This is a genomic window from Pantoea sp. 9140 (assembly GCF_000745295.1).
Taxonomy (GTDB): domain Bacteria; phylum Pseudomonadota; class Gammaproteobacteria; order Enterobacterales; family Enterobacteriaceae; genus Pantoea; species Pantoea vagans.
Genome location: NZ_JQNO01000001.1, coordinates 1,374,492 through 1,386,260, shown reverse-complemented (window position 1 = coordinate 1,386,260; position 11,769 = coordinate 1,374,492). Strand labels below are relative to the sequence as shown.

General features: G+C 53.9%; 12 protein-coding genes. All 12 read right to left on the bottom strand.

The features are described 5' to 3' along the window. Nucleotides 1-23: 23 nt before the first annotated feature. Complete coding sequence (locus FA92_RS06590; RefSeq protein WP_197061489.1) at nucleotides 24-1,421, bottom strand: class I adenylate-forming enzyme family protein; 1,398 nt, start codon at nucleotides 1,419-1,421, stop codon at nucleotides 24-26. 120 nt (nucleotides 1,422-1,541) lie between these two features. Further along, entirely contained in the window at nucleotides 1,542-2,384 is an 843-nt protein-coding gene (locus tag FA92_RS06585) for a hypothetical protein (RefSeq protein WP_156105680.1), read from the bottom strand. A gap of 330 nt (nucleotides 2,385-2,714) precedes the next feature. Beyond that, nucleotides 2,715-3,626, bottom strand: coding sequence for an alpha/beta fold hydrolase (locus tag FA92_RS22325; protein ID WP_197061488.1), 912 nt, complete (start codon nucleotides 3,624-3,626; stop codon nucleotides 2,715-2,717). A 5-nt stretch (nucleotides 3,627-3,631) separates the two neighbouring features. Then, nucleotides 3,632-4,408, bottom strand: a complete 777-nt coding sequence (locus FA92_RS22320) for an outer membrane lipoprotein-sorting protein (RefSeq protein WP_081917111.1) — start codon at nucleotides 4,406-4,408, stop codon at nucleotides 3,632-3,634. Next, nucleotides 4,401-5,627, bottom strand: a complete 1,227-nt coding sequence (locus FA92_RS06570) for an FtsX-like permease family protein (RefSeq protein ID WP_033782801.1) — start codon at nucleotides 5,625-5,627, stop codon at nucleotides 4,401-4,403. Before FA92_RS06570 ends, FA92_RS22320 begins: the two co-directional genes overlap by 8 nt. Further along, nucleotides 5,624-6,526 (bottom strand): alpha/beta fold hydrolase, encoded by a 903-nt coding sequence (locus FA92_RS06565; protein ID WP_033782799.1) that lies wholly within the window; start codon nucleotides 6,524-6,526, stop codon nucleotides 5,624-5,626. The genes FA92_RS06570 and FA92_RS06565 overlap by 4 nt, the downstream gene beginning before the upstream one ends. Nucleotides 6,527-6,576: 50 nt before the next feature. Next, nucleotides 6,577-7,254, bottom strand: a complete 678-nt coding sequence (locus tag FA92_RS06560) for a hypothetical protein (RefSeq protein WP_033782798.1) — start codon at nucleotides 7,252-7,254, stop codon at nucleotides 6,577-6,579. Further along, complete coding sequence (locus FA92_RS06555) at nucleotides 7,247-7,933, bottom strand: ABC transporter ATP-binding protein (RefSeq protein WP_033782797.1); 687 nt, start codon at nucleotides 7,931-7,933, stop codon at nucleotides 7,247-7,249. Before FA92_RS06555 ends, FA92_RS06560 begins: the two co-directional genes overlap by 8 nt. Further along, complete coding sequence (locus FA92_RS06550) at nucleotides 7,926-8,678, bottom strand: hypothetical protein (RefSeq protein WP_156105678.1); 753 nt, start codon at nucleotides 8,676-8,678, stop codon at nucleotides 7,926-7,928. The genes FA92_RS06555 and FA92_RS06550 overlap by 8 nt, the downstream gene beginning before the upstream one ends. A 16-nt stretch (nucleotides 8,679-8,694) precedes the next feature. Continuing rightward, on the bottom strand, nucleotides 8,695-8,937 hold the full coding sequence (locus tag FA92_RS06545; protein WP_033782792.1) for an acyl carrier protein: 243 nt from the start codon (nucleotides 8,935-8,937) through the stop codon (nucleotides 8,695-8,697). Between the two features lie 307 nt (nucleotides 8,938-9,244). Beyond that, nucleotides 9,245-9,814 carry an isoprenylcysteine carboxylmethyltransferase family protein gene (locus tag FA92_RS06535; protein ID WP_051926476.1) on the bottom strand — a complete coding sequence of 190 codons (570 nt, stop codon included), beginning with the start codon at nucleotides 9,812-9,814 and terminating at the stop codon, nucleotides 9,245-9,247. Between the two features lie 303 nt (nucleotides 9,815-10,117). Beyond that, nucleotides 10,118-11,638: an aldehyde dehydrogenase family protein gene (locus tag FA92_RS06530; RefSeq protein WP_033782790.1), complete on the bottom strand. Its 1,521-nt coding sequence runs from the start codon at nucleotides 11,636-11,638 to the stop codon at nucleotides 10,118-10,120. Nucleotides 11,639-11,769 lie beyond the last annotated feature (131 nt).

Sequence of the window (11,769 nt, the reverse complement as noted above, 5' to 3'; positions counted from 1 at the left end):
CAGTCTCAAATTATGATCAAAGGTTAAAGGAAGTTCACCAGCTCTTTTTTATTAATTTTTCCATTCTGATTCACCGGCCAGTTGTCAATGAATTCAATACGCGCAGGCAGCCAGGGCGAATCAAAGTGCTCACTGAGCCAGGTGACCAGCGACGGTTTATCCAGCGTGGTAACGGATCTGACAAACAGGCAGGCCTGTTCATTGCCTTCCTCATCGTGAATACCAATGACGGCACAATCTGTCACCTGCGGATGCTTTTCGACGATCGCTTCGATAGTGCGTGGATAGAGACAAAACCCCGCCTGCTTGATTAACTCTTTTTCTCGTCCCCGGAAGTAGAAATCACCCTCCTCGTCGTAGCTGAAGAGATCGCCGGTTGCCAGCCAGTTATCATCGCGATAGTTTCCGGCGATAATCTCCGCCCCTGCACTGCTCTCCGGACGGGTATATCCCTGCATCACGGACGCGCCCCGCACATACAACTCGCCGATTTCACCCGGTTTACATTCGCGAAATACCGGCCTCTCGCGATCGCCTGAGGCAATAAACACTTTGGCTTCCAAGCCTGGCATGGGTTTGCCGACAGAGTCCGGCTTGAGTTCTGCCTGACTGACAGGCAAAAACATCGCCCGTTTGGACTCCGTCAGCCCATACATCAGCATCACGCCCGCCGCCGGGAACAGAGATTTCAGATCTCGTACCACTTTTTCCGGCATATGGCCGCCAGTATTGGTGATCAATCGCACGCAATCCGCCTGACGTTTCAGGGCCTTACCCAGTTTCGCCAGGCCCGCCCCCAGCGCCGGAACCAGTGGTAGCACAGTGGGCTGCTCCTGTGAGATGAGCTTCAACAACTGCATGGGATTACAGGCAGGAGGCGCAAGGATGACGCGGCAACCCACATAAAATCCGAACAACACCTGATAGAGCCCATAGTCGAAGTGCAGCGGTGGAACGGACAGCAGCGTATCCTGCGGCCGCAGTTGCAGATAACCGGTTACGGAGCGCAGCGCCGACAACACATTGGCATGAGACAGCATGATCCCTTTGGGCACGCCGGTGCTGCCTGAACTGTAAATAATCAGCGCCAGATCGCTTCCGGTGACGCGCGGCGCCGTCAGGTAGATAAACGAGGCGGGCTTAGCCGGTGCCACGCCCGACTGCCAGCGCTGCGTGGCCGCATAGAGGATCGCTTTTGCGCCGCAATCTTCTGCGATAATGCGCAACGGCGCTCCGCGGGTCTGCGGTGGCAGCGGGCAGATGACGATGCCGAGATGCCAGGCCGCGACCATCACAGCGATGCTCTCAGCACAGGGGGTCGTCAGCAGCAGCAAACGATCGCCGTGCTGCAATCCCTTATTTCTCAGAAGATCGCACCAGTACTCAATGCGCACCCGGGTTAAGGGTTCTCCCCCTGCCATCCTGATATCAGGAATGGCATGCCCTGCCGATAATTCAGCATAAATATCCGCAAGTGAATGCAGCATATATCCGTTCATAGTTCCCTCTACTATTTAGCGTATTAAAAACGGGCAAATGGACTACTGTGATAGGCGATGATGAAATCGCTCAAGATAATTCAGTGATGTCATCGCGCAAATCAGGCTACTCAGCGCATCATTCGGTTGTTTTTCGTCGCGCCGGAATATTTTTGCGGGTGAAAAATCGATAAACTGATTAATAAACGTCGTACTCTGGTTTAATTGCACGGCGCGACAATAAAGATTCCCAATTTCCGGTGAGTCTGCTGAGAATTTTTCGTTATTTAATTTTACGTCCATATTTTCTTCATCATCGCGGGAGCGATAATAATAGTCGGCGGTCTGCTGATAGGCTGTTACCACCTGCTGAATAATACGCTGCCTCTCAGCGATCATCAGGTGCCTGATCCATTTGCCATCAAAAGTTGTCTGTGGCGGTGAAAACCAGCTGGCAATTTCCGGGTAACGAACCTCGTTCCAGTAGTGTTGCAACGATCGCTGAGCCGCACGTCTGATCCATGGCTGTTTAAAACGCGTTGTCACCCGCAACGTTTCCGGGTCAAGGTCGCAGCCGAGATGAACATGGCAGGACGCTGAGCGCTGGCAACCTAAACGAAGCAGTAATCTGAGCAATCCCGGATCACCGTGGGCTTCGCCCGTTAAAGCCGCAAGCTGCGGAATGACATTGATCAGCATGACATTATCGGAAAGCTGCGGCTGCGCGGGCATGTTACCCGCCCGACCGCTGAAGCTGACGCCGATTGTCTCCGGAGAGGGCGCGGCAGAGGCGGACAAGGTATATTCCGGCTCAGCGTCACCATAACGCCAGACAATAGTGGCTCCGGGTGCTAACTGATAAATTCCCTGATAAGGCGTGCGTGGCGCAGCAATAAAACCGACCACGATAAGATCGGCAACGCAACGCTGGTCAAACCGGGTCTCGTCCGTTCCGCACAGTTTGAGCAGCTGTGGCAGAAGCGTAGAGAAAAGAATGCGCTGCTCATCTGCGGCGTAATACAACGATTTTCGGCTGCCCGCCGCCCGCCGCAGAGTGAGTGTTTTCTCTTCAGCATTCCACTGCACCGTCAGTTCAGGGCTGTTTTCACCCGCAGAAGATGCCGCGATAATACCCCCGGCAGGTGTTCCATCACCCCAGCGTAATTTTGTTGCCGTCTCTGGAAAGGCAAAAGAAAGATCGCCACAGCCGCCGCTCTCAATACCCATATTATTCCCTTATTGCGTTCCGGCTTGCTGCGTAACCGTAGCCCGAAGCCAGTGTCCCATCAGCGTTGCCGCCATCGCGAGGATACTGAAATGCCCCATCCGTGCCAGACAACGGCTTTCCCGCAGCAAGCCCGGCGCCAGATGCCAGTTCAGCAGCGTGAATACCGCATCCGGCAGCATCACTTCATCTTCCTGCCCGGCCATCAGCCACACCGGCACCCTGATTAGCTCCAGGCTCTGTGTCAGGTCACGACAGCGATAGCTTTGCAGAAAACGAAAGCTATAGTTGCGCCAGGGCTGTCCGGCATCGCGCCGTACCTGCAGAACCCGGATGTTTTGCAATCCGCTAAACATTTTTCCCAGGCCATGACGCAGCAGAGAGTAGCGAAACTCCTGATTCACGCTGAGCTGCGAAGCCGGATGCGCCGCAGGTTTACGGTGATATCGACCGTAATAGATAAACGGATACGCGCGCTGGATCTCGCGGTCATACTCCATATGACCAAAAAACACCGGCGCCAGCAGATATAACGCCACCACCCCCGGATCGGGCCGTGTTGCGAGGTGGCTGATCGCCAGAGAACTGCTGCCCGAGTGGGCGGCCAGTACCACCGGCAAACCCGGATGATTCTGCTGCAACGCAGCGATCATATCGCTCAGGTCGTCCTGCAACTGGCCGATATACGCCACATCGCCCTCCACCCCCTGAGACTGTCCCTGCCCACGCAGATCCGGGCTGTAAACTGTCACCGCACTCGATTTCGCCAAGTGCTGACAGCATGAGACATAATCTTCACTGGTTAAGCCAAATCCGGGCAGCAGCAGCATCACGCTTTGCGCCGTGGCCATGCTGTAGTGACGGTAATGGAGCCTGCAACCATCACGCATCAGAAAAGCCGTGTTCTGAACCTCATGTTTCATCGCCATCACTCCCGGATAACGGCATTAAGCAGGTTTTCTTTTTTGAAGATCCCTGCCGGGAAGGTTCTGGCGGTAAACTGGCTTAACTGCATAATGGTGTAACGTTCTGGCTGCACCGGGTTGATCAGCCGCAGTCGCTCTACGCGCGGTTTGCCCACAGTAGTGACATAATTTTCATAATGGATTTCTTTGATTAGCTTTTGCGATGCCGTGTAGTGAAGACTGATACGGGGCAGCGAACTCACCGGATCGATCAGGTACACCACGCGCTGATAGTTTTGCCGGCTGTTAGTCGCCACCAGCGTCAGCGCGAGATAGCGTTGTCCATCCCGCTCGACGTTCTGCTGCTGTTGCAGCTGGTAGTCATCAAAATTGGTATTAATCACATCACCGTTACTGGCTTCGCCCAGTAATCGCTGGCTCGGCGAGACACGTAGCACACGTTTTGATGAGGGCAGCGTTAACCACATATTCTCACCCTCGACCAGGATACGGCGACCGGCAGAATTTTGCGGCTGGCGGAACAAAATCAGGATCTGCTGATGCGACTGAAACAGCACTTCAAGCTGACTCTGCGCCTCTTCAACGTCATTACGGTAGGATGTCACCTGTAATGAAAAGCTGAAGCTGCCAGACAGGCCGCGCAGGTCGCTAATCTCTCTGAACCATTCGCTGGCATCTTTCTGCACCGCCATAGCCGGGGTGCTGACCAGCATCAGTGCAATAAGGCACGCCAGCCCCTTGCGTAATAAAGATGAGGACGCGAATAAAAGGTTATGCATGATTAAGTGCTCTTGTAATAACGAGTCTGCCCGCCCGCAGCGCAGGTAACAGACTGCAAAGCAGGGAGAGCAGCACACTGGCCGCAAAGGCTGTCAGGCACTGATGGGCTGTCAGCAGAATGCGCAAGGGATAAGTCACCGTATTGCCGGGCGGCGTGGGCATCATCAGACCGGAGTGGTTGAGCAGCAGGGTGAGGATCCACGCTAACAATAATCCCGCGATGCCCCCGATGATCCCCAACAGTCCGCCTTCCATCACGAACAGGGCCACCACCTCGCCTCTGCTGGCGCCAATTGCCCGGATAACCCCGATTTCGCGGGTTCGTTCCACCACGTTCATGGATAAAACGTGGGAAATAGCAAAGGCCGCGACTGCCAGCAAAATGACATTCACAAAGGTGAAAATGGCGCTAAACAGGGCGACAACCTGGTGATAGTAGGTCGCCAGCTGAGACCAGCTGCGTACTTCTATCCGATTGGCATCCGCTGTCAGCTCACGAGTTAGCTGCTGTATGACCCGATCGGTTTGCTGCGTATCTTTTAATAACACCACGATACGCGTGGCCCCCCGTGTCAGCAGAAAGTCCTGCACCAGGGCAAGGTTGGCGTATGCCGTCCGCAGATCCCGCTCTTCAACGCCGGTGGTGACAATACCGGCCACGGTGACATCGATGGCGTTGATGGTCTGATTAGATGCGGTGCCTAACAGCGTCAGTGAGTCGCCCGGATGCAGGTTGAGCGCTTTTGCCAGTGCGCCACCCAGCAGAATACCGTCACGCTGTTCAGGGAACAGATTGCTGCCTGACTGCAACTGAATGGCTGAGCTGAGCGTCGCTTCTTTATCAGGATCGATGCCAATAAGGTGTGATGACATCTGCGCATCGCCATTGGTGATCAAAATGTCAGTTTCCAGCCGTTCCGTCACAATCGCCGCTTCCGGCTGCCGTGCCGCCTGCACCATGATCTGTTTCTTCAGCGATTCAGGCAGCAGCATGCTGGCGTCACTTAACGCACCAAATTGATTAAATCCCTTACTGAAGAACTGAATGTGTCCCAGTTGCGAACGGATCATGCTTTCCCGCAGCCCCTGATACATCGATTCACAAAAGCCGGAAAAGAGTAAAATAGCCGCCAGCGCCAGGGCCAGATTGGTGACAGAGACCGTGGTGCGTCTTTTGTTACGCAGCAGATTACGCACGGCGAGTTTGCAGCGGATCATCGTGCCGCCTGCCTTGTCAGCGACAGATGCTGACGGATAGCCTGACTGGCAAAAAACAGGCAATCGAGATGCGTGCTGTTCGCAATCACACCGAAGCGCAGCGCTGGATTGCCATGTTTTTCGGCGAACTCACGCATCGCATCCGCGCTGAATAACTCATCGTTTTCGGCAGCAAGCAGTAAAACGGGCAGCGGCAGGGCCGCCAGCTGTTTTGCCGGATAGCGTGGCGTCAGCGCATTGGCCATGTTCACACTGTAATGCTGAACAAAATCTGGCTCAGTGGCTTTAACCTCTGGCGGAAAATTCAACGTCACGGCCGGATAGTTGCCAAACAGCAAGCCACCGCTTAACGCATTAATGACGAAAGGCCACTGCCTCACCCTGGCAAAAGGAACCGCCACCCCGCTCCGCCGGACTTCCCTGGCGAAAGGCCCAAGCTCCGGTGCCATTAATATCAGGCTATCCGCGGGATACTGCGGGTGATGGCGGGTAAAATAGTTAATTAACATCCCGCCACCGCTGGAATGACCCAGCAGGTGAAGTCGTGCCTGAGGAAAAAAGGCGCGCAGGCCAGCCAGCACGGTATCCACATCAAGCCAGACCAGGTCAGGCCTGGCAACCTGACCTTTAGCGCCGGGGGAGCCGCCGTGCCCGCGAATATCCACCAGGCAGACAGCCGTGGTGTCACCCTGGCTTAACTGGCGGGCAAGAATGTCATATCCGGCATCCAGATGAACGCCACCACCGTGATAAACGATAATCACGTCCTGCGTAGCATGCCGGGGTGGGTAAAGCCGGTAGCGTAGCCCATCCATCTGCGCCGTATTCACGCGTTCTGGCTGGGGTACCGTCGCGTCCAGCCGATCCGCCTGCTGGTTGAACTGGTCAAAATCAATCACGATAAACGTTCCCTGTGAAGAATGTCTGCCGGTAAAGCGCTCTGCGGCAGTTACAAATGCTTTTTCGCCCGTTCACTCCATTCTCCTCCCGACAGGGCAGCAGCACGCTGCCACAATGAGGTCGCCTGGGCGGGATCATCTGAAGCCACGACACCGCCCAACTGATAAAAAACCATGGCGCGCAGCGACTGCGTCTCTTCAGTTGCCGGGATGGTCTCTATCAGCCAGCGATAGTCCTGCCGTGCCAGCGCGCCTTTGCCTAAAAAAGCCGGGGTGCGGCTGGCGGTAATCGCACGCTGTAAACGCGGCCCGATATTCTCAGGCTCTTTCAGCACGGCGCGGTCGAGCTGGCGGAATCCGCGATTGACCAGCGCCATTGCCTGCATGCCATCGATTTTGCTGCTGCCCGCCTGAATACAGTAAAGGCTGCCCTCAATCGCCATCAGCAATGCATCGTCCGGCAACGCGTGTCGGGCCTGTTCGATCGTCAATGCGGTCTGTTCCAGCGGTGGAGCGTCTGCCGACGTGGCCAGTGCGACGCTGACCAGCGACAGCTGACGCCACTGCTCCTCGCTGCGTTGTTCAACCGGTATCTGTGCCAGCTGCTGCTGCATCGCCTGTTGCTCACTGGCGCCAGCCGGTATCGCAGGAGGATAGTGCAACGCAGGCTGGGCAGGGGCAGACAGGGACGTCAGAAGAAAGAGTAAGCCGGCAATGATATTATTCATGCGTCACCTGCTCTTTGCCGTCCTGCATCACCAGCAGTTTATCCGCCCACGGCGTCAGCGACCGATCGTGCGTCACCAGCACCACCGCCACCTGATGCTGCTGGCAAAGGTTTTTCAGCAGTGCCATCACGCTCTCTTTATTTTTGCTATCAAGATTGGCCGTAGGTTCATCCGCCACAATCAGCGCGGGATTACCGGCCAGAGCACGGGCGATCGCCACCCGCTGCATCTGACCACCTGATAATTCATTCACTCTGGCATCACGCTGATCGGCCAGGCCTACAGCCGCTAAGAGCGCCCCGGCTTTTTCGGTAGCCTGCGCCACCTTGCGCAGATCAAGGGCATAGCGCACGTTTTCGATGGCGGTCAGCACCGGAATAAGGTGGAAGTCCTGGAAAATAAAGCCGATATGTTGCTTACGCAGCGCTGACAGTTGGCCGTCACTCAGCTGACTGACATCCGCGCCAAACAGCGTCAACTGGCCTGCATCGGGGATATCCAGCGCGCCACACAGATTCAGCAACGTACTTTTTCCGCTTCCGCTTTCACCGGTGATAATCAAAAACTCACCGCGATTGAGCGTAAATGAGACCGATTTCAGCGCCTGAACAGACTGCTTCCCACGCAGGTAAGATTTTCCTGCCGCCTTCGCACAGATGATCTCATTGATATCAGTCATGCTCAGGCAACTCTTTCATCGCCTGTTGCAGGGTCGCGCTTTCCGGTTCAAGCCATGCTGGATGGAAATCGATCTGCTGATACGCCTGCCAGGCCATTCTGGCGTTAGCCCGGGCTGTGGTCTGACTTTCTTTATCGTCTTCATCAGCAAGATACAGATAGAGACGCGTCAGTCCGAGCCAGGCAGAAGCGGCCAACGGCTGCGGGATAACGTGACGGTTAAGAACCGGCGTTATGCGTTGTGAAATGATCTGTGCATGGGCTGCGCTATCGCTGATGTCGGGAACTGAAGCAAATGCCCACAGGGCCAGAAGCTGAACGTCGAACTGTTCTGGCACCTTATCTGACACGCTCTTTAACTGTGCCAGCGCCTGTTTTAACTGCCAAAGCTTTCGCTGACCAAACAACAGATCGAGACGCGCGCCGGCCTGTTTCACTTCAATCGCTGCCGACAGCGCGCTAAGGGAGTCACTATTGCCCTGTTCTGCGCGGGCCTGCTTAACCGTTGCAGCCGCCTCATCGAGGCGATTGTGCAGGAAGTAGATCATCGCAACGCTCTGGGCGTCGCTCTCCGTCGCGCTGGACGTTGCGGCGGAGTGCTGCGCGATCACCGACTGTTCTGTGGCACTAAACGGAATTTCAGAAAATTTTATGGGCGCAGCACCGGAAATCCAGGCAATAACGTTGCCAATCACAAAGGTGATTAATGTTACGCGCAGTGCGATAAAAAGCGGTTTCTTATTCATGATAGTCATGGGATGGCTATACCTGCAGACTACTTTCCAGCATGCACACATCAATCTCACGCAGCGTAGAGTTTTCATCAAAGATCAAGTCATCAAAATCCATCACATTCGGGTAAATCATCTGACAGGCCAGAATTAATTCAACCACATTCAATGAATCAATGCCTAACTGCCCCAGCGGGCAATCGGCATCTACGCTGTCGGTTTTAAGAATTTTAGCCACTTCTTCACACAATTGTTCAAGTGATACTGATGTCATAACAGGTATATCCTTATCTTTTTTTATTACTTCGTTTAATTAACTCTAATTCTCGCTGGAACATCTTATTCCGCAGAGTATCAGGCCACTGAGAATAGGTTATCAATGCATGGATAAGCAGCCCGACAAGCCACCCCAGCAAAGGATAATAGAACCAGTATTTATTATGATTAAGCATATTGATAGCAAATAATAAGCTATTCACCATCACGTAAATGATACAATGGAACCAGAAGGAAATTTTCTTTCTGACTCGCCTTGACGCACTCCGGTAATCCCTGTCAGCGTGCAATTTTCATCCTGTTATCTATATAAGGAAGGGCAGCAACCGCCAGCTTTTTTTCTGATAAGCCGGGTATTCATGCGGAAATGCGTGACTCAGCATCTTCTCTTCGAGGCGGATACGCCACATAAAGACAAGCAGCACCGGCATTACCATAATCAGACATGACAATAAGTTACCTAATGCCAGCCCCATGCCAGCAAAAGCAATAATCACCCCCAGATAGGCAGGATGACGAATAAAACGATAGATGCCGGTGGTCATCAACTGATGATCGTTTAGGATAGCGATATTAACCGTAAAGAACTTCTTCAGCCGATATATTGCATGCAAGCGAATAGCGATCCCTGTTAATACAATCACCAGACCAGCCCAGGTGATAACATCTCCCTGCCGGGCAAAGCGTAAATATTTTGACTGCGCAACAGCGAACCCAATAATAAGAGATGAGTAGGTGACAAAATTCAATATCATCTCAGAATGACGATCCACTATATCTGATGATTTCTTATTCGCTCGTTTTACCGAAGCAATAATCGATTCACAAATAACCCAGGAAAGCCCAACAGCAATAAATAAATAGCCGAACCACATTTTTTACCTCGTGAAATAAGCGTCCTGCTGAAATAATAATAAATTCCCTGAAAGGCGTAAAAAGATGTCAGGCAGTGATGAAATGTAAAATACATTGAAACGTTAAAATTTGCGATGTTTTTTAACAGGAAGTAGCACCGAAAGTATTAATTTTTCTTACAATTACCTCACTATGTGATGAACATCACACTTTTAACTGAGAATCATGTAAGTGGTCACGTCTGCTACTTTTCAGCCCAATCAAAAGCACAAAAAACCACGCCGTAGCGTGGCTCATAAGTGGTGGCTCTGACGCACGGCAGACTAGAAAAAGCCCAGCGGCTCAATACTGTAGCTGACCAGCAGGTTTTTCGTCTGCTGATAGTGATCGAGCATCATTTTGTGGGTTTCACGCCCGATGCCCGACTTCTTGTAGCCGCCAAAGGCAGCGTGCGCCGGATAGAGGTGATAACAGTTTGTCCAGACGCGCCCCGCTTTGATCGCCCTGCCCACCCGATAGGCACGGTTGATATCGCGGGTCCAGACGCCGGCACCCAGGCCATAAATCGAGTCGTTGGCGATGCTGATCGCTTCCGCCTCATCTTTAAAAGTGGTGATGCCGATCACCGGGCCAAAGATCTCCTCCTGGAACACCCGCATGCTGTTGTTACCTTTCAGCAGGGTTGGCTGGATGTAATAGCCGCTGTTGAGTGAGTCATCCAGCTTCTCTACGCCGCCGCCCACCAGCACTTCTGCGCCCTCCTGCCGTGCCACCTCAAGATAAGAGAGGATTTTATCGAACTGCTGCTGCGACGCCTGCGCGCCTACCATGGTATCGGTGTCCAGCGGGTCACCACGTTTGATGGTTTTCACCCGCTTCATCACCGCCGCCATAAACGGCTCGTAGATCGACTCCTGCACCAGCGCACGCGATGGACAGGTGCAGACTTCACCCTGATTCAGAAAGCCCAGCACCACGCCTTCGGCCGCTTTCTCAATAAAGCTCTCCTCCGCCTGCATGATGTCTTCAAAGAAGATGTTCGGTGACTTGCCGCCCAGTTCGACCGTCGAGGGGATCAGACTTTTGGCGGCCAGCTCCAGAATGTGCCCGCCGGTAGCGGTAGAGCCGGTAAAGGCGACCTTGGCGATACCGGGATGGGACGCCAGCGCCTCACCCGCCTCTTTACCAAAGCCGTGCACCACATTCAGCACGCCCGGCGGCAGCAAATCTTTAATCAGATCGACAAAGATGGTGATCGACAGCGGCGTCTGTTCAGCCGGTTTCAGCACCACGCAGTTCCCTGCACCCAGCGCCGGAGCCAGTTTCCAGGCCGCCATCAACAGCGGGAAGTTCCATGGGATAATCTGCGCCACCACGCCCAGCGGCTCATGGAAATGGTAGGCAGCGGTGAACTCATCAATCTCTGCCGCACTGCCCTCCTGCGCCCGGACACAACCGGCAAAGTAGCGGAAGTGATCGACCGCCAGCGGCATATCGGCCGCCAGCGTTTCGCGCACTGGTTTACCGTTATCCCAGGTTTCATAGACCGCCATGGTCTCCAGATGCTGTTCCAGCCGATCGGCAATTTTCAGTAGCAGCAGCGCGCGTTGTTGCGGTGAGGTCTTGCCCCAGGCGTCCGCAGCCGCTGCCGCGGCGGCCACCGCGTTATCCACATCGGCCGCGTCTGAGCGCGGGAACTCACCGGCCGCAGAGCCGTTTACCGGCGAGGTGTTAGTAAAGTATTTACCCTTCACCGGCGCGACGAATTCACCATTAATGAAGTTGCCATACTTCTTCTGTAGCGTAATCAGAGAACCCTGTTCTCCGGGGGCAGCGTAACGCATGATCATTCTCCTGACAGGTGACTGACGTAACAATGATGAAACTTATTATTAACATGAAGGATCATTGTGAGCCTGTCAGGTCTGTTAACCGGAAACTGTGACCGCCTCGAAGGAATAGGCGTTTACGCTGC

Excerpts from the sequence above, each read along its gene's own strand:
- FA92_RS06535 (WP_051926476.1), bottom strand. The coding sequence starts at position 9,814 with ATGTGGTTCGGCTATTTATTTATTGCTGTTGGGCTTTCCTGGGTTATT.
- FA92_RS06545 (WP_033782792.1), bottom strand. The coding sequence starts at position 8,937 with ATGACATCAGTATCACTTGAACAATTGTGTGAAGAAGTGGCTAAAATT.
- FA92_RS06590 (WP_197061489.1), bottom strand. The coding sequence starts at position 1,421 with ATGGCAGGGGGAGAACCCTTAACCCGGGTGCGCATTGAGTACTGGTGC.
- FA92_RS06555 (WP_033782797.1), bottom strand. The coding sequence starts at position 7,933 with ATGACTGATATCAATGAGATCATCTGTGCGAAGGCGGCAGGAAAATCT.
- FA92_RS22325 (WP_197061488.1), bottom strand. The coding sequence starts at position 3,626 with ATGAAACATGAGGTTCAGAACACGGCTTTTCTGATGCGTGATGGTTGC.
- FA92_RS06570 (WP_033782801.1), bottom strand. The coding sequence starts at position 5,627 with ATGATCCGCTGCAAACTCGCCGTGCGTAATCTGCTGCGTAACAAAAGA.
- FA92_RS06560 (WP_033782798.1), bottom strand. The coding sequence starts at position 7,254 with ATGAATAATATCATTGCCGGCTTACTCTTTCTTCTGACGTCCCTGTCT.
- FA92_RS06530 (WP_033782790.1), bottom strand. The coding sequence starts at position 11,638 with ATGCGTTACGCTGCCCCCGGAGAACAGGGTTCTCTGATTACGCTACAG.
- FA92_RS22320 (WP_081917111.1), bottom strand. The coding sequence starts at position 4,408 with ATGCATAACCTTTTATTCGCGTCCTCATCTTTATTACGCAAGGGGCTG.
- FA92_RS06550 (WP_156105678.1), bottom strand. The coding sequence starts at position 8,678 with ATGAATAAGAAACCGCTTTTTATCGCACTGCGCGTAACATTAATCACC.